The sequence below is a fragment of the Psychrobacter sp. DWR1-2-3 genome, assembly GCF_049896465.1.
Taxonomy (GTDB): Bacteria; Pseudomonadota; Gammaproteobacteria; order Pseudomonadales; family Moraxellaceae; genus Psychrobacter; species Psychrobacter maritimus.
In genome coordinates, this window is sequence record NZ_JAFCUJ010000006.1 from 21,609 (window position 1) to 42,246 (window position 20,638).

Annotated in this window: 17 protein-coding genes; 5 read left to right on the plus strand and 12 right to left on the minus strand. The window is 42.4% G+C overall.

Annotation, left to right across the window (positions count from 1 at the left end; translation table 11 throughout):
• The first annotated feature begins 98 nt into the window (after positions 1 to 98).
• Positions 99 to 1,373 carry a cation:proton antiporter gene (locus ACP7AA_RS10505; RefSeq protein WP_201562608.1) on the plus strand — a complete coding sequence of 425 codons (1,275 nt, stop codon included), beginning with the start codon at positions 99 to 101 and terminating at the stop codon, positions 1,371 to 1,373.
• A 118-nt stretch (positions 1,374 to 1,491) separates the two neighbouring features.
• Here the strand turns inward: ACP7AA_RS10505 and ACP7AA_RS10510 are convergent, their stop codons facing one another.
• From ACP7AA_RS10510 to ACP7AA_RS10520, 3 genes are read right to left on the minus strand one after another with little or no spacing between them, the layout of a single operon-like run.
• Entirely contained in the window at positions 1,492 to 2,049 is a 558-nt protein-coding gene (locus ACP7AA_RS10510; RefSeq protein WP_426223543.1) for a DUF2127 domain-containing protein, read from the minus strand.
• Positions 2,042 to 3,253, minus strand: a complete 1,212-nt coding sequence (locus tag ACP7AA_RS10515) for a dihydroorotase (RefSeq protein ID WP_426223544.1) — start codon at positions 3,251 to 3,253, stop codon at positions 2,042 to 2,044. The genes ACP7AA_RS10510 and ACP7AA_RS10515 overlap by 8 nt, the downstream gene beginning before the upstream one ends.
• Before the next feature lie 60 nt (positions 3,254 to 3,313).
• Positions 3,314 to 4,387, minus strand: coding sequence for an aspartate carbamoyltransferase catalytic subunit (locus ACP7AA_RS10520; protein WP_426223545.1), 1,074 nt, complete (start codon positions 4,385 to 4,387; stop codon positions 3,314 to 3,316).
• 428 nt (positions 4,388 to 4,815) lie between these two features.
• On the opposite strand from ACP7AA_RS10520, the gene ACP7AA_RS10525 reads away from it, so the two are divergent.
• Both ACP7AA_RS10525 and ACP7AA_RS10530 read left to right on the plus strand, forming a co-directional pair.
• On the plus strand, positions 4,816 to 5,799 hold the full coding sequence (locus ACP7AA_RS10525) for a class 1 fructose-bisphosphatase (protein ID WP_426223546.1): 984 nt from the start codon (positions 4,816 to 4,818) through the stop codon (positions 5,797 to 5,799).
• Between the two features lie 114 nt (positions 5,800 to 5,913).
• A complete protein-coding gene (locus ACP7AA_RS10530) occupies positions 5,914 to 6,708 on the plus strand; it encodes a TrmH family RNA methyltransferase (RefSeq protein ID WP_426223547.1) in 795 nt (264 codons plus the stop codon).
• 112 nt (positions 6,709 to 6,820) lie between these two features.
• On the opposite strand, the gene ACP7AA_RS10535 is transcribed toward ACP7AA_RS10530, so the two are convergent.
• From ACP7AA_RS10535 to ACP7AA_RS10570, 8 genes are all read right to left on the minus strand, one after another.
• Positions 6,821 to 8,029 carry a cupin-like domain-containing protein gene (locus tag ACP7AA_RS10535; protein ID WP_426223548.1) on the minus strand — a complete coding sequence of 403 codons (1,209 nt, stop codon included), beginning with the start codon at positions 8,027 to 8,029 and terminating at the stop codon, positions 6,821 to 6,823.
• A 331-nt stretch (positions 8,030 to 8,360) separates the two neighbouring features.
• Complete coding sequence (locus ACP7AA_RS10540) at positions 8,361 to 9,293, minus strand: electron transfer flavoprotein subunit alpha/FixB family protein (protein WP_426223549.1); 933 nt, start codon at positions 9,291 to 9,293, stop codon at positions 8,361 to 8,363.
• A gap of 219 nt (positions 9,294 to 9,512) precedes the next feature.
• Positions 9,513 to 10,262, minus strand: coding sequence for an electron transfer flavoprotein subunit beta/FixA family protein (locus tag ACP7AA_RS10545; RefSeq protein ID WP_201562624.1), 750 nt, complete (start codon positions 10,260 to 10,262; stop codon positions 9,513 to 9,515).
• Positions 10,263 to 11,108: 846 nt separating this feature from the next.
• Positions 11,109 to 11,321 (minus strand): cold-shock protein, encoded by a 213-nt coding sequence (locus ACP7AA_RS10550; RefSeq protein ID WP_057758834.1) that lies wholly within the window; start codon positions 11,319 to 11,321, stop codon positions 11,109 to 11,111.
• A 368-nt stretch (positions 11,322 to 11,689) separates the two neighbouring features.
• Positions 11,690 to 12,133 carry a hypothetical protein gene (locus tag ACP7AA_RS10555; protein ID WP_426223550.1) on the minus strand — a complete coding sequence of 148 codons (444 nt, stop codon included), beginning with the start codon at positions 12,131 to 12,133 and terminating at the stop codon, positions 11,690 to 11,692.
• A 266-nt stretch (positions 12,134 to 12,399) separates the two neighbouring features.
• On the minus strand, positions 12,400 to 13,416 hold the full coding sequence (gene ilvC, locus ACP7AA_RS10560; protein ID WP_201562628.1) for a ketol-acid reductoisomerase: 1,017 nt from the start codon (positions 13,414 to 13,416) through the stop codon (positions 12,400 to 12,402).
• Positions 13,417 to 13,579: 163 nt separating this feature from the next.
• Positions 13,580 to 14,077 (minus strand): acetolactate synthase small subunit, encoded by a 498-nt coding sequence (gene ilvN, locus ACP7AA_RS10565; RefSeq protein WP_183621152.1) that lies wholly within the window; start codon positions 14,075 to 14,077, stop codon positions 13,580 to 13,582.
• Entirely contained in the window at positions 14,077 to 15,909 is a 1,833-nt protein-coding gene (locus ACP7AA_RS10570; protein ID WP_201562782.1) for an acetolactate synthase 3 large subunit, read from the minus strand. The genes ilvN and ACP7AA_RS10570 overlap by 1 nt, the downstream gene beginning before the upstream one ends.
• 845 nt (positions 15,910 to 16,754) lie before the next feature.
• On the opposite strand from ACP7AA_RS10570, the gene ACP7AA_RS10575 reads away from it, so the two are divergent.
• Positions 16,755 to 17,255, plus strand: a complete 501-nt coding sequence (locus tag ACP7AA_RS10575) for a DUF4124 domain-containing protein (RefSeq protein WP_201562632.1) — start codon at positions 16,755 to 16,757, stop codon at positions 17,253 to 17,255.
• Between the two features lie 57 nt (positions 17,256 to 17,312).
• Here ACP7AA_RS10575 and ACP7AA_RS10580 read toward each other — a convergent pair whose 3' ends face one another.
• On the minus strand, positions 17,313 to 19,100 hold the full coding sequence (locus tag ACP7AA_RS10580) for an NAD(P)H-hydrate dehydratase (RefSeq protein WP_426223551.1): 1,788 nt from the start codon (positions 19,098 to 19,100) through the stop codon (positions 17,313 to 17,315).
• A gap of 193 nt (positions 19,101 to 19,293) precedes the next feature.
• Between ACP7AA_RS10580 and queG the strand changes: the two genes are divergently transcribed.
• Positions 19,294 to 20,535 carry a tRNA epoxyqueuosine(34) reductase QueG gene (gene queG / locus ACP7AA_RS10585; protein ID WP_426223552.1) on the plus strand — a complete coding sequence of 414 codons (1,242 nt, stop codon included), beginning with the start codon at positions 19,294 to 19,296 and terminating at the stop codon, positions 20,533 to 20,535.
• Positions 20,536 to 20,638: the final 103 nt, after the last annotated feature.

Consider the following 20,638-nt stretch of genomic DNA (forward strand, 5'->3'; position numbering starts at 1 on the left):
TGGCATGCAAGCGCGAAAATAACTAAAATAAAAACCCAGTCAATCTTTATAAGTTCTAATCTTAGGACGATTTTTTATCATTATTTGAGACCTTTTTTATGGCTCCTACCAGCAGCTTGACCATACTAGAAATCAGCGCTATTTTTTTATCGATTACCGCCTTACTGACTTACGTAAATCATCGATTTATCGGTCTGCCAACGACTATTGGCGTGATGGTTATCTCCATTTTATTATCTATCGGTGCGATATTTTTGGGCTTTTTAGGTTTTGATGAGCTGATTGATTACGAAGTGAGCTTATTAGAGCAGCTTGATTTCACCGAAGTCTTATTAGACGGCATGCTGTCTATGTTGTTATTTGCCGGGGCGCTACATGTCAATATTGGCGATTTAAAACGTTATAAATTGCCCATTGGTATCCTTGCTTGTATTGGCACGATCGTATCGGCGCTACTAATTGCCGCCGCCCTATACTTTATGCTGCCGCTATTTGGTTTTGGGCTGCCGTTTTTGTGGTGCTTATTGTTTGGTGCCTTGATATCGCCGACCGATCCGATCGCCGTCATGGGTATTTTGGCATCGGCAGGCGCACCAAAAAGTATTGAAACCGTCATTGCTGGTGAGTCATTATTCAATGATGGTATCGGCGTGGTTATTTTCGTGCTGCTGCTCGGTATTTTATCGAGCGGCGATATCCCAACGGCCAATTATGTCGCCCATACCTTAGCCGTTGAAGCTGGTGGCGGCATTGTCTTTGGTTTGATACTCGGCGGCATATTATATTATTTAATAAAAAGCATCGATAGTTATCAAGAGGAAGTATTATTGACGCTGGCAGGCGTAATAGGTGGTTATGCACTCGCCAGCCATTGGCATTTATCAGGTCCACTTGCGATGGTAATGATGGGGTTAATGGTTGGTAATCGCGGACGGGCACTGGCAATGAGCGATAAAACGCGCCATTATATCGACCTATTTTGGGAATTAATTGATGAGATTCTCAATGCTATTTTATTTGTGTTAATTGGTTTAGAGGTGGTGATGATAGCTTATTCGGGCAATTTGTTTATCGCCGCTGGTTTGACCATTGTTATTGCTCTACTTGCGCGCTTTATCGTGGTAGGTATGACCACCAAAACCTTTCACCGTCAGCTTGATTTACCGACAGGCGCATGGAAAGTGCTGACATGGGGCGGATTACGTGGCGGCATTTCGGTTGCTCTGGTCTTGCAGCTGCCGGCAGGCAGCGAGCGTGATATTTTATTGGCGCTGACTTATGCGGTGGTGATATTTTCTATCTTGGTGCAAGGTTTGAGCGTCGGTAAAGTCGCCAAAAGTATTCGCACTGATGAGCCAGTAGCAGAAATATAGGCTTTAAAGAGTATTGATTTAGTCGTTTCAGTAAAATAAAAGCCAGTATAAGTATCATCGCTTATACTGGCTTTTTTAGGTCTATTGAACGCGTTTATTCGTTTTTATAGCAGCCTAGTTATATCAAACCCTTGCGCTTCATATTGCGATAAACCACGATCACAATAATAATATTCGATACCAAGATAGCAAGCTTAAACCAATCAAACGGGCTTGCAAACAGATAGTAAATCTCAATAGGGATAAATATCCCATAGCCTAATACCCCAAACCAATACGCCCACGTTCTGTCTTGCCATAGACCATAGGCTTCAAGAAAGCGTAGACTGGCATAAGCAAAAATCAACAATAAGAATACTGGCCAATTTTTGCTTGCCTGCTGAGCAATGCGTACCGCACTATCAACCTGCGGTGCCAGTAGCTGTCCAAAGCTCTGTTGCCAAGAAGCGGTCGCTGTCGTAAGCCAATGCTCAAGGTCAGTATGCCATGACCATAAAGCTCCCGCCCCTAATAGCGCACCAACACCTTTGACCACCTCATATATTGCGACCGCTTTAATAGATTCGCTAGAGGTACTAGCACTACTGTGCGGTTTATGCTGCTGGCTGGTTAAATTTCGGTCGTTATCCTTCGAGGATGGTTGCAGATTATCATCCTGTCGGGGCAAGTTAGCCAAAGAAAGTCTCCAAAACGCGGCCTTGCAACTGCTGATTAAAGAATGGCGTATTTTTACCATTTGACAGCATGGATTCTGTGGTCACTTGCCATTCGATATTGGGATCGACCAATACTGCGCCGCCGATACTTTCATACTGATCATTAATACCAGCGATTTTTGCTGGATTAAGACAGATTTTATCGACCAGCTGTTCTAAAGTTAATACTTCATCACGTACCAACTGACACGCCAGCGCCATAAACGTATCAAAGTTTGAAATACCGGGCGTACTCTCAGCAAAAGGTGCTTTTTTAGCGGTACTATTTAATGGCTCATGATGGCTGCAAATCGCATCAATGGTGCCATCTTTTAGCCCGCGGCGAATGGCTTGCTGATCGGTATTACTACGCAGCGGTGGTAGCACATAAGCTTGGGCATTAAAGCCTTTTAGATTATCATCGGTTAAATACAGCTGATGCATCGCCACATCACAAGTCACCGGCAGACCTTTGTCTTTTGCCCAGCGCATCAGCTCAATCGAAGACTTACAAGATAACTGGCTAAAATGTGCTGCAATACCCGTTTCTTCCACCATCAATAACTGTGTTGATAAAGCGACGGTTTCAGCAATCCAAGGAATCCCTTGCAGACCATGATATGAGGCGATATAACCTTCATGTGCCACGCCATCACCAGACAAACTTGGCTCATCAGGATAAAAGAATACTTTCATATTAAAAGTAGCCGCATATTCCAAGGTACGCAGTAATACTAAGTCATTGCGAAAAGGTCGGCGCGCATTAGATACCGCGATACAGCCGCCCTTTTTAAGCCCAGCGATATTTGATGGGCGCTCGCCTTCTAAGCCTGCGGTCAACGCACCTAAAATATGCAAATAAATACCGCCATCACCAAGCGCCCGCTCACGCAAGCCTTTTAACAGCGAGCCGTTTTCTAAAATAGGATTGGTATCAGGCGGAATCACCACATGTAAAAAACCATTGCCACGGGCAGCGCGTCCTTCTGACTCTAACGTACCGTGTTGTTGTTGTCCCGGTTCACGTAGGCGCGCGCACAAATCAACCAAAGGAGGTAGTAGCCACATTTCACCGCCCGCTGCAACTGCAGCTAATTTGTCTGTTGCCCCGCTTGGTAGTGAGTCTTTAAATGCTTGAGGAAGATGGTTAATTATCGGTGCATCCGTATTTAACATAGTGGTCATGAGCGTTATTACCGTATCAATAAAATGGGATAAATAAATATAAAACAGTGTGGCAGAGGATTATTTACTTGCGGCTTGATGGGCGCGCTGACCTTCCATTGCCAGTGACAAGACCGCCATACGAATAGCGATACCGTTATTTACCTGCTTTAAAATCACAGACTGCGCTCCATCGGCGACGCTTGAGGCAATCTCAACACCACGGTTCATCGGCCCTGGGTGCATCACCAAGGCGTCAGGTTTAGCCAGCGCCAGCCGCTCTGGTGTAATACCATAGTGTTTATAATATTCACTCGACGACGCTAATAGCGGCGAGCCGATACGCTCATTTTGTATTCTTAATCCCATAATGACATCACAGTCCGTGACACAGTCATTCATATTTTCATACACTTGTACGCCAAAACGCTCAATACCTTTAGGTAACAAGGTACGCGGCGCGCAGACGCGAATGTCTTTCACGCCTAACGTTTGCAGGGCACTGATATCAGAGCGTGCGACCCGTGAATGCTTAATATCACCAACGATAGCCACTGATAATTCTTCAAATGGGCGCGGCGCTTCACGGTGAATGGTCAGCATATCAAGCATCCCTTGGGTTGGATGCGCATGCCAACCATCACCGCCATTGATAATAGCAATATCCGGCGTCACTTCGGTTGCCATAAAATGGGCCGCGCCTGACGCTGAATGTCGTACCACAAATATATCTGCCGTCATGGCTTGCAGATTCCACAGCGTATCGCGCAAGCTTTCACCTTTTTTGGTACTAGAGCGTTCGATATCGATGTTTAGCACATTGGCACCAAGACGCTTTTCAGCGACTTCAAAGGTTGTACGGGTACGCGTTGACGGTTCAAAAAATAAATTCATCACCGTATAGCCTTCGAGCTCAGGACGGTTAATCAGTTGCCCATCTTCATCAAAAAAGGTCTCAGCTTTGGCAATAATTGCCTGCAACTGCGCCTTATTAAGACCTTCTACCCCTAAGAAATGGCGAATACTACCATCGTTATTAAGCTGCGGACGACTTAACGAGCTATTAAGCTTTTGATGAATGGTATCAGGGTCGAATTTAGCGTAATCCGTTGGCGAGACGGTCTGGGTTGAGCGACTATCGATAGAATTTGACATAATGGCAGGTCTTTATTGTTGGTTTATATGATTTGCTAAGCATCATTGATGCATTTTTTGGCGATTTACGGTCGATAAGCACAGAGACAAGGACATTTTGGCACTTATTTGCTACAATTTACCCCAGTGGCAGTGATAGACATAACACCGCAAAAAACAGCATTTGTCATCTTCTTGGGTAATAGCCATAGACCTGTCATAACCATCATTAAAATCCGCTTATCCAAACGATAAATAAATAATAATAGCGCTAGTGTAGCTGATTTTGTGGTCAGGACAAAGATGCCGTGTGGGGTATTTAAAAATTTACCAGATTTAAGGGCATTAAGTACGAGCTAAAATATTTCTCAAACGCTCATTTTTGCTTTAAATTTACCAGCCTTTATTTTAAATAATATTCATTTCAATAGCCTTTATCAGGAAGCATTATGACAACCTTAGCAAACTATCTAAACGCTCATGCAAGCAACTCTGCACTCAATGACGTGATTACTACCGTGACTGATGTCGGTAAGACCATCTCACAGTTATTAAGAAAAGGGGCGCTTGCAGATATCTTAGGTGAAGCGGGCAATCAAAACGTCCAAGGTGAAGATCAGAAAAAACTCGATGTGTTGGCTAATGATTTATTATTAGACGCGTTGGCAAAAAACAGCCATTGTGCGGGCGTCGCTTCAGAAGAGCTCGACGATGCCACCCCTGCCAATGCCGATGGCAGTTTATTGGTATTGTTCGACCCGCTTGATGGTTCATCAAATATCGATATTAATATGGCTGTCGGTACCATCTTCTCTATCCTACCGTACCAACGCCAAGGTCAAACCAGTGAAAATAGCGACTTTTTACAAGCGGGCAACCAACAGCTAGCCGCCGGTTATTTGCTATATGGTACCTCTACGGTATTGGCGCTGACTATTACTGATAATGTTGTGATGTTTAGCTTAGACCCTGATACCAATGACTATGTGCTGATAGAAGAAAATGTCACCATCGATGCTTATACCAGCGAATACGCTATCAATGCTTCAAACTATCGTTACTGGCGCGCGCCGATGCAACAATATATCGACGAGCTCATCGCTGGCAAAACTGGTGTTCGTGGTCGCGATTTCAATACCCGTTGGGTAGCGGCGATGGTCGGTGATGTGCATCGTATTTTATGTCGCGGCGGGCTTTTCACTTATCCTTTTGATACTAAAGATGCCAATAAGGCGGGCAAGCTACGCCTCATGTATGAAGCCAATCCGATGAGCTTATTGATTGAGCGTGCTGGCGGCGCTGCTACTGACGCTGTCAATCGTATCTTGGATATAACACCAACCGATATTCACCAACGTGTCCCTGTGGTACTTGGCAGCAAAAACGAAGTCGAGTATGTTAAGAATCTACATGTAAATTATACTGATAAATAAGTCAGCCGCGCCAATCTGCTAACCGTCATTATAAAGCGATATAATCGATATACCTTATATTGATAGTCCTTATAATGACGGTTTAAACTTTTTATTTTTTCTAAGCGATCCATTATGGTAGCAAATCCCACCGAGCTTATTACCTCAGATAAAAATACGACTGTCAAGCTTGTCAAAGGGTTATTAACGCAAGCGCGCCAACGCAAAAAGCAAGGTCAAACCGTCATTGAGGGTGTGCATCTAATCGATGCGGCGCTGCGTAGCGATTATCCGTTCGTGCAAATACTCCTTGCAGACTCAGCGCATCAGCATCCTGAGGTTCAGCAGATTTTAACGCGACTGCCAACCTACACACCTATTTTGACTTTGTCAGATGCCCTGTATGAGAGTATTCGTAGCTTAGGTACCGGTATCGACATTATGGCGCTGATTACTATACCAACGCCCAACTTAGCGGCCATTAGTGACGATTGTCTTATTCTTAATGATGTACAAGATAACGGTAATGTGGGCACGCTGTTGCGCACTGCCGCCGCAGTTGGCATACGCAATATCCTATGTACCAGTGGTACCGCGCAAGCATGGTCACCAAAGACGCTCAGAGCAGGTATGGGCGCACAGTTTGCCCTAAGCATTTATGAAGATCTAAGTGTGCAAGATATTTTGGATTATGTGCAAACGCCGCTATTTGCGACCAGCTCACATACTGATACCGTCATTTATCAACACGACTTAAAGCAACCTATTGCTTGGATTATGGGACATGAAGGCCAAGGCGTATGTGATGAGCTGATGCAGTGCGCCACCCCTATCGCTCTACCGCAGCCTAATGGGCAAGAAAGTCTTAATGTCGCCATTGCAGGCTCATTATGCTTATATGAGACGCTGCGCCAGAGAAAATATACTTAGCATTAGTGTTGGATATATCGATAAGTACTTATTAAAAAATGACTGATAGCACTATTTTGCGTTATCAGTCATTTTTAGTTTAAGAGCAAGCTCGGTTTTTTAATCCTGCCTCTCAACTCTGCGCTTTTTTAAAGCTTTCAGCATAGTTATTTGGTGCATTAAAGTTGGTGAAACTGATGCTAATAGATTTATCCAGCCCTTCTACGCAATGCCACCACCCAATAGGAATAAATAACGCATCGCCTGCATCAATAGTAACTTCAACTGGGGTCACATGCTGCATCAATGGATGTTTTTTCAAATCAAAACTGGGAAAATCTACTTCACTATACACGTGCAAATCATTATAGAGCCAAGGCACTTGCCAAGCTGGAATCAAAGTAACCTTTTTAGAGCCATACACTTGAACCAACATATTGTTAGTCAAATCATGATGTAGCGGCGTAAAAGTACCTTTGGGTCCCATCCAAAAATACGTACTAAAGGCTGCATCACTGTCTAAAAGCTGACGGTAGCCTTCACCAAAATCACCTATATCATCAAGTGCTGGTCTGATGGCTTCAACGTTTTGTTGCGTGTTATTGGCAGTCATATAATAGTTATTACTTTCACCGTCATTTTCTATCATATTGACAAATTCAGACATCAGCATCGATTTGCGATACTTATCAGAATGCCGCTCAAAAAGCGCATCATTTTCGCGATCGAACTGCACCTCAATTTCTGCATCCCCTAAAACCTCAGCAAAGTATTGTGGACTCCACTTTTTAAGAGCAGGCCAATGATCAATGCCTTTTTTAAGTACCACAGGCTTGTGCTTACTATAATAATCTCTAATAAAGGTCTCAAACGCTGGCGTATCAATGACATCAAGCTGTTGGTTGTAACCGGCATCCAATCTAGCCAAGTGATCACAGGTTTCAAGTAGCCATTCTCGCTTTTTTAGCGTTTTAGCAGCCTTTATACCCGCTCGCAAATAGGGACTTTTTAAAGCCGTCTGTACCTCTAGGGCAATCTCTGCCTCACTAAATCCCTGCTGCACCAATACGTTCGCGATACTGCTTTTACTCGTTCCCTCAAGTAAATTAGTAGCGACCCATTCTTTCCAATTATTCGGCAGCCTACGAATGGGTTGCTTGCTGTCATTTGCCACTGGCTCTAACTCATCATTGAGAGCGGCTTTGATCTGAGCATCTGAAAAGCGATTGCTCTTTAATGTCTCAATGATTGTCTCTGTTTGGACACCGCGTATTATATTCGTCGCTACCCACTCATGCCATTCTTGAGGTAAGCGTACTGCTGCGTTTAATCCTGCACTCATTAGTATCTCCTAATCCCTTATGTACTAATTCATTGGTCCATAGCATTCAGTTATGAGTAGCCTCTCACGAGAATATATTCATAACAATCACCTGACTATCACTTAGCCCGCGGGCGCTATGATAAAGCTATTTATCCAAAATCCTGCTAAATTAATAGACTAAATTTTAGTCTATCATAGTGGATAGGCTAATAGAATCAAAATTAAATGTCGAAGTATAGACCGTTATTAGGATTTGAATTTTTACATAAAAAAAGCCTCCGATTCATTGAACCGAAGGCCTTCAAAACTATCATAGATTAAGCGATATAAAGCACTAAACCGTTAAGAACTAAATCTTGCTAGTCAGCTCAGGTAACGCTTCGAACAAATCAGCTTCTAAGAAGTAATCAGCAACGCTAGCGATAGGCGCTTCTGGGTCATTATTGATAGCAACGATGACTTTAGAATCTTTCATACCAGCCAAATGCTGAATAGCGCCTGAGATACCAGCCGCGATATAAAGCTGCGGTGCCACGATTTTACCCGTTTGGCCGACCTGCATATCGTTTGGTACATAGCCTGCGTCAACAGCAGCACGTGATGCACCAACAGCAGCACCAAGCTTGTCAGCTAATGGCTCAATGTATTTAGTGAAGTTTTCACCATTTGCTAAGGCACGACCACCAGAAACAACGATGCCTGCTGAAGTTAATTCAGGACGGTCAGATTTGGCCATCTCTTCATTAACAAAGCTTGCTTTACCAGTCTCTTGTACGTTGTCGATAGTTTCAACAGTCGCTGAACCACCTTCACTTGCTACTGGATCAAACGCTGTCGTACGTACTGTCATGACGACTTTATCTTCTGTGGTCTTAACCGTTGCCGTGGCGTTACCTGCATAGATAGGACGCTCAAACGTTTGCGCGTCTACTACAGCTGAGATTTCTGACAACATGCTCACGTCAAGTAAAGCTGCCACACGTGGCATAAAGTTCTTACCAGTGGTGGTAGCAGGTGCAAGGATATGGCTATAATCACCAGCAATATCAGCAACCAATAGCGCAACGTTACCAGCCAATTGATGCTCATAAGCGGCATTATCTGCTAATAATACTTTAGTCACGCCTGCGGCTTTAGCGGCTTCATCAGCTACCGCTTGTGCGCCACTACCCGCCACCAATACATGGACATCATCACCCATTTGTTCAGCAGCAGCGATCGTGTTTAAAGTTGCCTTTTTTAGACTGGCATTGTCATGTTCTGCATATACCAAAATTGCCATTGTTTTTGTCCTTTATTTATTCGTATCATCTATTCATGCGGTTGTTTGTGTACAGCGTTATTTATCCATTTAGCTTAAATATTAAATAGCTTAAATATTAAATAGCTTAAATATTAAATAGCTTAAATATTAAATAGCTTAAATATTAAATAGCTTAAATATTAAACTGCTCAGACCTCATAACGTTGCACAGGATATGCCGTAGCAAAGTATTAACAATTAAATAACTTTTGCTTCATTTCTTAGCTTATCGACCAACTCGTCAACTGAACCCACTTTGATACCAGCTTTACGCTCAGCAGGTGGCACGACTTTGATAATTTCTTGCTTAGATGCCATATCAACACCGAAATCAGCAGGCGTTTTCTCATCAAGGGGCTTTTTCTTCGCTTTCATGATGTTAGGCAATTTAGCATAACGTGGCTCATTCAAACGTAAGTCAGTGGTAATAACCGCTGGTAGATCAAGCGCTAGAGTCTGTAAACCACCGTCGATTTCACGAGTGACATTTACTTTACCGCCATCAACTTTCACTTCTGACGCAAACGTACCCTGACCGATACCCATCAATGCCGCTAGCATCTGACCGGTTTGGTTATTATCATCATCAATAGCTTGTTTACCCAACAGGATAATATCGGTAGATTCAGCCTCTGCGATACTTTTTAGGATTTTAGCGATTTGTAGTGGATAAGGTTTTGCGTCAGTCACTACCAAGACACCACGGTCAGCACCCAATGCCAAAGCTGCACGAATCTGCTCTTGTGACTCTTTTGGACCAATTGATGCCACAATGATTTCATCGATCACGCCCGCTTCTTTTAGACGAACCGCTTCTTCAACAGCAATTTCATCAAAAGGGTTGATTGACATTTTAGTGTTAGATAAATCTACGCCAGAATTATCAGCTTTTACACGAACTTTTACGTTGTAATCAATGACACGCTTGACCGCTACTAATGCTTTCATACGTTCCTCGTTTATTAATGTTATGAATTAAAAATTGCCAGTTAAGAACCAGAGGTTCATCTTTTTCAAACTGTTGTTCAAATCGTCGTTCAAAATATCACTAAAGGTTATTACTACAGTAACAGAAATTTTAACTAAACACTCATAAGCCAATCACCAAAAGTGTATTGGCATAATACTTGCTTTTTACCAATAATCAAAATTTAAAAGTAAAATATTAAAACCTGTTAAAGCTAAGCCAACCGTAATTATCAGACCCATCTATCTTGCGTGAGCACAGTGCTAAGGTCAAGACAACGCCGTGAATAATGCGTCATAAATTTGTCACCACTGTTGCAAAAAGCGTCTATAAGCGCATAAATGAACCATTTATCTTATTAAAAACCGTTAGTAGTACAATATTTATCATGCTTTCTATGCTTTACGAATCAATTACTGAATAATTATCTCTTGATTTAAGCTTCTATCACATTTAAAACCTACTATAGTCAGTCCTAAATAAAATAAGTACAAGTATTATAATGCGCTACTGGTATTCATTTTCCTTGCTTGCTGTGCCTACGCAGACAGAGGCTGCGCAAAATGAATACCAGTAGCTCTGTGTTCATTTTACAGCGGATCGCCTATATTCTATTTACAATCAATGAGAACAAGCTTAGTGATATTAAATATGTAGTCTATTTTCTTAGAAAATTGCATAAAAAAAGCAACCTGATGAGAGGTTGCTTTTTTTTAAAGTCTAAACAGTATTTTTATTGTTTTAACAAACAAAGGAATCAATGCTTATTAATAATCTTTTGCTATTAAGTAAACTGATAAATCAGTATGACTCAATAATCAGTAAGATTAGATAGCTTCGATTTGCTCAGCTTGTGGGCCTTTTTTGCCATCACCTAAGATGAAAGACACTTTTTGGCCTTCGGCTAGAGTTTTGAAACCGTTACCTTGGATAGCGCTGTAGTGAGCGAATACGTCTTGTCCGCCATTGTCTTGAGCGATAAAACCAAAACCTTTAGCTTCATTAAACCACTTTACAGTGCCTTCAACTTTATCTGACATAAATTTTCCTAACTCTTTAACTGTTGGCGAGACGTGTGTCATCACCGATTAATTGATATATACTCAAGTATTTTCTGCTGAATGCGACGGCTTAAACCCTTGATATATCTAGAAGATATACTATCTGTTCTCGCCTCAAATCCTTTGAGTACAAGCTGATTATAACAGCTTTTCTCAACTGCAACAGGTTAAATTACTTTTTTTTGTAAATAATTCACTTCTTATGTAAAGGGAATGGGTAGGATGACGTTAATCTATCCAAGCTATTGATTTTCATGACTATTTGTCGTTATTTAGCAAACTATAACTAACACTCATCACGTTTTTCTTAATGATAAAATTAATAAATTAACTATTTAACTCGATATCTATTGCGGTAGCGGTAGCGGTAGCGGTAGCGGTAGCCATGGTGACGATAATACCAGTAGACATAGGGCAAAAAATATCAAGGAAAACGATTGGCTATAAGCGATGTACTTAGCTGGAACCACCAAGTCTTTCGGTGAATCTGGTATGCCTTTGCGTTTGAGTAGCCGTGTGCCGTATATCCAACCATAGATAGTATAGATACTATAAGCAACCGGAACTGCGAGCGCTAATGGCGCTAGATCGATAACATATAAGGCAACTGTCGAGACAAAAAACCAAGCGGTATCAATCAAGGAGCTGATTTGGAAAAATTTGGACTTTGGCAGCTTACCCTGATTGCTTTTGAGCATCTCCCCTTCTATCCATATCAAAACAGCCACGATAGCGCTCAGAGTAATATATGCGAATTGCGGCGTTAGCCAGTTAGGATTTGGTATTTGCACAACAGACAACCTGTAATCAAGAAAAAATAAGAATAAGAAGCGATATGAAATAACGCTTTAAGTAAGACAAAGTCATTGATAAAAATGATGAAGGCTGTCTATATGAGGCAGAGATGCTGCGTTTTCAACCAATATTAAAGCAATTGACATGAAAACCTTACTTAGCTTATTGAAATAATAGCCATTAAAAAACCCGTGCCATCAAGTGATAACACGGGTTTTAAATTCTAGATGAGCGATTAATTACCTAATCGCTCACTAGCCAATTAGTTTTTGTCTTTATCGATGATTTTGTTGCCGCCAATCCAAGGCATCATACCGCGCAATTTAGCACCAGTCACTTCGATTTGATGCTCAGCGTTGTTACGACGACGTGCCGTCATTGATGGGTAGTTGGTTGCGCCTTCACTGATGAACATTTTTGCGTATTCGCCAGATTGGATACGTTTTAGCGCATTACGCATGGCTTCACGTGATTGCTCATTGATGACTTCAGGACCAGTCACATATTCGCCGTATTCAGCGTTGTTACTGATTGAGTAGTTCATGTCAGCGATGCCGCCTTCATACATGAGGTCTACGATAAGCTTTAGCTCATGTAAGCACTCAAAGTAAGCCATTTCTGGTGCGTAGCCTGCTTCTGTTAGGGTTTCAAAGCCCATTTTTACTAGCTCAACAGCGCCGCCACAAAGTACCGCTTGCTCACCAAATAAGTCAGTTTCAGTTTCATCTTTAAACGTGGTTTCGATGATACCTGAACGACCACCACCAACACCAGCAGCATAAGACAAGGCTAACTGCTTAGCTTGACCTGATGCATCTTGGTAGATAGCGATTAAATCTGGGATACCGCCGCCTTTGGTAAATTCTGAGCGTACAGTATGGCCTGGTGCTTTAGGCGCAACCATAATAACGTCAAGATCGCTACGTGGAACGACTTGGTTGTAATGAATCGCAAAACCATGAGCGAAAGCCAATGTTGCACCTTCTTTGATATTTGGTTCAATCTCATTTTGATAGAGCTCTTTTTGGAACTCATCAGGTGTCAAAATCATGATTACGTCAGCAGCTTTTACCGCTTCTTCTACTTCCGCAACTTTTAGACCAGCGTTTTCCGCTTTTTTCCATGAGCCAGAGTTGGCACGTAGACCAACGGTCACATCGACGTCTGAATCTTGTAGGTTAAGTGCGTGTGCATGGCCTTGTGAACCGTAACCGATAATAGCAACTTTTTTGCCTTGAATAATCGATAGATCACAGTCTTTGTCATAATAAACGTTCATAAGTAGAGTCCTTTTCCTCAATCATGGCGGGCCATGGATAAATAAACGCCTAGATTACAGTCACCATCGTAAAGTGATTTGCCATATAAGCGCTATGTTAAGTGTTGAATAAATAAGTTTAAAATACCAAGCTTAAAACCGTATATTTTGCAATAAACGCTGATTATAAGCTTAGCGTTTTTTCGCCGCGTGCAATACCAATCACACCCGAACGCACGACTTCCATGATACGTTCGCGGCCAATCACATCGATAAAGCCGTCAAGCTTGGCTTTGTCACCGACGATTTGAATGGTATAAAGGTTTGAATTTACATCAACGATTTGTGCGCGGAAAATATCGGCACTGCGTTTAATCTCTTCACGTACACCGCCTGTCGCTCGTACTTTGATTAGCATAAGCTCGCGTTCAACGTGTACATTATCTGATAGATTAAGCACTTTAACCACTTCAATCAATTTATGCAATTGCTTGGTGATTTGTTCAATTTTTTCAGGTGACGTAATAGTGGTTAACGTTAAGCGAGAAATACTCGGATCGTCTGTTGGCGCAACGTTCAAAGTTTCGATGTTGTAGCCACGTTGAGAGAACAAACCAACCACTCGCGACAACGAACCCGCTTCGTTTTCCATCAATACCGAAATGAGATGTTGTTGTTGCATTAGGTACGCTCCCCTTTTGTTAACCACATATCACGCATCGCTTGCCCAGCGATTTGCATCGGATATACATGCTCGTTACGATCGACATAAACGTCGATAAATACCAATTTATCTGTCATGGCCATGGCTTCCGCCAACTGTGCTTCCATAGTCGCAGGATCAGTAATCTTAATACCGACATGACCATAGCTTTCGGCCAATTTGACAAAATCCGGTAATGAATTCATATAAGACTGTGCGTGACGACCTTCATACAGCATGTCTTGCCACTGTTTTACCATACCTAACTGGGCGTTATTTAGGTTTAAGATTTTAACTGGCAAATTATACTGTAGGCAGGTTGAGAGCTCTTGGATATTCATTTGAATAGAGCCTTCACCGGTAATACAAACCACGTCGCGCTCAGGGTTAGCAAGCTTCGCCGCCATTGCGTATGGCAGGCCAACGCCCATGGTACCAAGACCACCTGAGTTTAGCCATTGACGCGGCTCATTGTAGGTATAGTAAAGCGCCGCAAACATCTGATGCTGACCGACGTCACTGGTGATAATCGCGTTACTATTAGTCACTTTATCTAAAGCTTGCACGACCGCTTGTGGCTTAATGCCATTGTCAGTGCTGGTGTCATAACGCAGGCCATGACGCTTACGCCACTCGTTAATTTGTGACCACCAATCTAACAATGCATGTTGTTCTAGCTCTTTATCATCACCGACAATCTCTATGATATCGGTAAGGACAGATTTGACATCGCCCACGATCGGAATATGCGCATTAATCGTTTTTGAAATAGACGTAGGATCAATATCAATATGAATAATCGTCGCATTCGGACAGAATTTTTTGACATTATTGGTTACGCGGTCATCAAAACGCGCCCCAATTGCCAAAATGACGTCAGCATGATGCATGGTCATGTTGGCTTCATACGTGCCATGCATACCAAGCATCCCTAAGAACTGACTATCAGAGCCAGGAAAGGCACCCAAGCCCATTAGGGTATTGGTTACTGGTAAATTCAAGCGATGCGCAAGATGAGTCAGCTCTTTATGTGCATTACCTAAAACAACACCGCCACCAGAGTAAATGATCGGGCGCTTAGCAGCAAGCAGCGTTTCAACCGCTTTTTTAATCTGACCACTATGACCTTTTAATGACGGCTGATATGAGCGTATAAATACCTCTTTCGGATATTCATAAGCAAATTTCTCGCTAGGCGCGGTCATGTCTTTTGGCACATCGATGACCACAGGACCGGGGCGTCCAGACTGGGCAATATAAAAGGCTTTTTTGACAATCATAGGAATTTCGCTAGCATGGCGCACTTGAAAGCTATGCTTCACGATAGGACGCGATACACCAACCATATCGGTTTCTTGGAAGGCATCTTCACCGATTAGGCTACTAGGTACCTGACCTGCGATGACCACCATCGGCACAGAATCCATAAAGGCGGTGGCAATAGCCGTCACCGTGTTGGTAGCGCCCGGACCTGAAGTCGCTAAGACCACCCCTGTCTGACCTGTGACTCGCGAATAAGCATCTGCCATATGACCGGCTGCTTGCTCATGACGTACTAAAATATGCTCGATATTCTCTTGTTGAAACAAGGCATCATAAATATGCAGAACAGCACCGCCTGGGTAGCCAAAAATATATTTGACCCCTTCATCGGTGAGTGATTGCACCAACATCTCAGCACCAGATAGCATCACGGGCTGATCGCTACCTTCAGCAAGGCGTTGTTGCTTCTCTTCAAAATTTTTGGCGGCATTACCCGTTTGGGTATGTCCAGTCATATTTGGACTTTGCGTGGTTTGCGTCACTGTCATCACCTTTTTTTGTGGCAAGTATTAGCGTTCATTTATAAGAGAAAACCACGATATTTACATAGGGTTGTCTGGCTCTTAAAATAAATACGAATCCTTGTCCATATCAAGAATGTGTGCCCACCATATCTAAGTAACGCTGTTTTATAAGACAGCAAGCCACTCAAACACAGCAATATATGTAAGGTCAGTATTGTGACAGGAGTTTATCGATAGACAAGTGACAAGATGCGAATGCACCTATAAAAGAAGCTTATTATTTGTGATGAATACGAGCTTACGCTAGTAATAAATAAATCGATACCGCATGAAAAAACAAATCTCAAAATGGTGACACGTTATAGGATTGCTAAATCTTATAACCTGTTTGATGAGTAATTGTTATAACCACACATTATGCCCTATTTTTACTACAGCCAAATCTTAGCAAACACACTAATAATAAGTTTATCTTAGTCATTGTAGACGGATAAGTCCGGAGACAATAAATATAGCATCTGATAACCATTGCGATAATGACCATCTATTTTATATTCTTGTCACAAAGAAAATAAAGCTAAGCGAGCTGCTGATAAGCAACCGCTAGTCCTTATTTTCAAGTGCCACGGCAATATCATAAAAGCCGCTCACTGACCAATCAACTGCTATTATATTCGGTGGTTTGGGCACCATTGTCAAGAAAAACTTCTAAACCCTAACCCTAACTATTAGTTATTAAATAATGTACATTTATAAGTATTATTTGCTAGAATCAAACGCTAATGTATTTATATTGTTATTAAGACGTTTAAATATTATCCTTAACTGATAAATATATCCGTTTTTTACCTATTAAGAGGATTGTTACCATGGCATATGCGTCTACGATAAATACCGCTGCCAAACTGCTTATGAGTATCAGCACGGCGTGTATGCTCATGCTACCAATCAATGCCAGTCATGCCATTCAGGTTTATAAGTCTATCGGCGCGCATGGTGAGGTGAAATATAGCCAACATGCCCCGCAAGATGGTAGAAATATCGAAGTGATTGAATTTCGCAGTGATGGTAGACAAAGTAACGCTGGGCAATTGGCCGGTAAAACTGAAGCCAACCAAGCGGCACCACAAAGCGCAGAAGAACAGCGGGTTGCGCAGTTAGAGGCGCGTATCAAAGAGCAAGAGGCGCAGGCCAATGCCCAGCGTTGCCAGTCATTACGTAACAATTTGACCAACCTCAATGTTGGCGGACGTATTTATGAGATGGATGCCAACGGTAAGCGTCAATATTTAGATGGCCGTGAAATTGAGCTAAAGCGTGAGCGCGTACAGCAAGCCATCAACCAATATTGTAATGGGGCCAAGACCTAATTTTAATTATTTTTAACAATGTTAGCACCGCTCTATTTAATGCTTATCCGTTATTAATTATTCAGTCAGCAATTGCATAACATGACGAATAGCAGCGGGCATATCTTGCGCTTGTAAGCCTCGTTGACCGACCAATAATGACCTATCATTATTGGTCATACTGTTTAATTTCCCCGTTTGTTTGACTAAGCAGTCTCCTGCCAATCCATGAAGAAGCACCGCTTGGTGCAAACTACGCGCTGCTTGGTTTAAATCTTCTTGAGCTAGTAGACCTGCAATCACACCTGATAGCACATCGCCCATGCCAGCGCTTGCCATGCCAGCGTTACCGACGCCGCAAACATAAACATGATGCTCTGCTTTATTCTGTTCCAAAATTAACGACCCTGCGCCTTTTAATACCCAATCTCCACCATATATCTTGGCACACTGTTTTATCGCTGCTAACCTATCAGCTTCTAGTTCACTAATCTTTTTATTTAATAACTTAGCGGCTTCACCACTATGCGGGGTGAAACAAACCTGATGCTTAGCACTATGCTCTTTTAGCTGTGTGATTAATTGATGCTCATCGAGATGTAATGCTGCCAAATGATAAAGACCGTCCGCATCAATGATTATCGGCTTACCTTCTCTTATCGCAGCTTCAATATAAGTGATAAACACTGCTTTTGCTTTTTCATCACGGCCCAGTCCCATACCGATAGCAACCACACTGGCTTCCTTGATAAGGTTTTTTACCCCATCTGTATCATGTAAATTCATCGTCATTGCATCTGGCAGTGAGGTTAATAGCGCCCCATGAAATGCCTCGTGACAGGCGACAGTAATTTTACCAGCCCCTGTTGCCATCGCACTCGAGGCCGAAAGGATAGCGGCACCGCCCATCCCTTGGGAGCCATCAATACGATTACCACCAATGATTAATACATGTCCATAGCTGCCTTTATAGCTGTTTTTCCGACGAGGATTTAAAGCATGTGCAGTCGTCATTAATTTGGTAACTGGCTTAAATGCCTCACTATCCATTTGATACGGTATCAGCGGTATATCCATCACTTCTCCGCTATAATCCATACCATCTTTAGTATGCAAACCAAATTTACGCGCAATTAAGCATAGCGTCACATCAGCCTGCACCGCTATTTGGTCGAATACTTGACCCGTAGAAGCAACCAATCCGCTGGGAATATCAACCGCAATCGCCAAAGCACTATCATCCTGAATAGCAGCATTAAAAGCGCAAATTGCCTGCTTATAAATACCTGTAGGCGCACGATCTAAACCAATACCGAATAGCGCATCGATATAAACATCCGCTTGCCACTGCTTATTTACTTTCTCATTGTTATTGTTATTATCATTATAATTACTGTCTTCAAAGCACTGATAAGAACAGTTAGCAGACAACGCTATTTGTAACGCCTTTTCTGCATCCGATAGCCCACTTTCCTTATTAAGATATTGCGTTGTATTAGCTATCTCAAACTCATGACTATCAAAACCAACAGCTATGACCTCTACTTGCCAGCCCATTTGCTGCAAATAATAAGCAATCATCCAACCGTCGCCACCGTTATTCCCCTTGCCCACCCAAATGCTGACTCGATGCGAATAAGCAGGACGATTGTAAAAATTAATATTATCTGATGCATGAATATTTAGGGATTTTTGCTCATACAGCGCCGCAATATACTGCGCCATTTGCCATGCCGCTTGTTTCATCAGTCCAAAACTATCATGACCGTCTGTAAACCATGCCTGCTCCATAGCATAAAGTTGTTTACTGTTATACAGCGCAATAGGCATAGTGCTATTTGCTAATAAACTGACTGGTAATGGCATGGCTGATTCTCGCTTATTTTATTTAATAGCTTTGTTATTTTAATAATAGGATGACGTATCATCCCTATGAGCTTATTCAAATGTTAGGTTCGATTAGATATCAGTATAAATCCAGATTTATTTATTTTGCTACTTGCGCTCTTAGCTCACTGGCTTATCATACAGCTATTCACATTATCATTTATAGCTCACTATGAATAGCAAATCCCAACCTACTCAGTCTCAGTTAATACAGCCAGACACACAGGCGTTAGCAGCGCAGACGACTACACCCAATCATGTACGACAAACAAAAATTGATGTTAATAATGCGCCAACCTTTGCAACGCCAGCCGAGGTTAAGCAATGGATTAAAGCCCAAGCCCAAGCATTAGGCTTTGCTGACTGTGGTTTTGTATCGGTGCATCATCCTTTATTTGTTCAGCAGACTGAGCGACTACAGCAATGGCTAGCTAAAGGTTATGAGGGGCAATTGCAGTTTATGCATAATAACCATCATTTGCGTGCCCATCCCGAACAGCTAGTAGAAGGCGCGAAAACCATCATCAGCGTACGCATGGATTATTTAACCCAAACTCCAATCCCGCGAGCGGTCACTGATAATGCTTATCCGAATCAAGGTATCATCGCCCGTTATGCTCGAGGTCGCGATTATCATAAAACAATGCGTAGTCGCCTTAAGCAATTGGCATTAAAAATCGAAGCCATGCTTCCTGAATGGCAGCATCTTAATATTGGCTCAGAGCAAGATTTTATCTTTAGACCTTTTAGTGATTCTGCTCCTATCTTTGAGCGCCCTATTGCCGAGGCAGCAGGTCTTGGTTGGACGGGCAAACATACCCTACTCATTAACAAACAAGCTGGCTCATTCTTCGTGTTGGGTGAGCTGTTTATGAGCCTCGAGCTGCCCGATGATGAGCCAGTTAAAGAGCATTGTGGCAGCTGCAGCGCTTGTATCGACATCTGCCCTACCCAAGCGATTATCGCACCCTACGAGCTTAATGCTTCTGCCTGTATCTCTTATCTCACCATTGAGCACGATGGCATTATAGACACCAAATACCGCCGCGCCATTGGTAATCGTATCTTTGGCTGTGATGACTGTCAGCTCATTTGCCCATGGAATCGCTACGCCAACCTGACATCGGTAGAGGACTTTGCGCCGAGGCACAATCTTGATAGCAGCAGTTTACTTGAGCTATGGCAATGGCAGGAAGCAGAGTTTATGAAAAAGACCGAAGGTAGCCCACTTAGACGCACGGGTTACGTGAATTTTTTACGTAATATTGCCATTGCTCTTGGCAATGCGGATGGAAATAAAGAAATAACCTTTCAACTTCAGCAAAAACTGGGCATCCATAATGCCATGCTCGATGAGCATATTACTTGGGCTATCAAAGAGCAGCAGGAAAAGTTAGAAAGCTTTAAGCCATAACTTATATATCAAATATATCAAACAAAAAAATGCCTCTTATTTTAGTAAGAGGCATTTTTCTTAGCATATAACTTTAAATATTTATGTTTAAAAGTCTATCTTT

Bases quoted from the DNA above. Each gene is read 5' to 3' on its own strand.
- ACP7AA_RS10520 (WP_426223545.1), bottom strand. From the start codon at position 4,387: ATGTCAAATTCTATCGATAGTCGCTCAACCCAGACCGTCTCGCCAACG.
- ACP7AA_RS10550 (WP_057758834.1), bottom strand. From the start codon at position 11,321: ATGTCAGATAAAGTTGAAGGCACTGTAAAGTGGTTTAATGAAGCTAAA.
- ilvC (WP_201562628.1), bottom strand. From the start codon at position 13,416: ATGAACGTTTATTATGACAAAGACTGTGATCTATCGATTATTCAAGGC.
- queG (WP_426223552.1), top strand. From the start codon at position 19,294: ATGAATAGCAAATCCCAACCTACTCAGTCTCAGTTAATACAGCCAGAC.
- ACP7AA_RS10515 (WP_426223544.1), bottom strand. From the start codon at position 3,253: ATGACCACTATGTTAAATACGGATGCACCGATAATTAACCATCTTCCT.
- ACP7AA_RS10545 (WP_201562624.1), bottom strand. From the start codon at position 10,262: ATGAAAGCATTAGTAGCGGTCAAGCGTGTCATTGATTACAACGTAAAA.
- ACP7AA_RS10525 (WP_426223546.1), top strand. From the start codon at position 4,816: ATGACAACCTTAGCAAACTATCTAAACGCTCATGCAAGCAACTCTGCA.
- ilvN (WP_183621152.1), bottom strand. From the start codon at position 14,077: ATGCAACAACAACATCTCATTTCGGTATTGATGGAAAACGAAGCGGGT.
- ACP7AA_RS10540 (WP_426223549.1), bottom strand. From the start codon at position 9,293: ATGGCAATTTTGGTATATGCAGAACATGACAATGCCAGTCTAAAAAAG.
- ACP7AA_RS10505 (WP_201562608.1), top strand. From the start codon at position 99: ATGGCTCCTACCAGCAGCTTGACCATACTAGAAATCAGCGCTATTTTT.
- ACP7AA_RS10535 (WP_426223548.1), bottom strand. From the start codon at position 8,029: ATGAGTGCAGGATTAAACGCAGCAGTACGCTTACCTCAAGAATGGCAT.
- ACP7AA_RS10580 (WP_426223551.1), bottom strand. From the start codon at position 19,100: ATGCCATTACCAGTCAGTTTATTAGCAAATAGCACTATGCCTATTGCG.
- ACP7AA_RS10575 (WP_201562632.1), top strand. From the start codon at position 16,755: ATGGCATATGCGTCTACGATAAATACCGCTGCCAAACTGCTTATGAGT.
- ACP7AA_RS10570 (WP_201562782.1), bottom strand. From the start codon at position 15,909: ATGACAGTGACGCAAACCACGCAAAGTCCAAATATGACTGGACATACC.
- ACP7AA_RS10530 (WP_426223547.1), top strand. From the start codon at position 5,914: ATGGTAGCAAATCCCACCGAGCTTATTACCTCAGATAAAAATACGACT.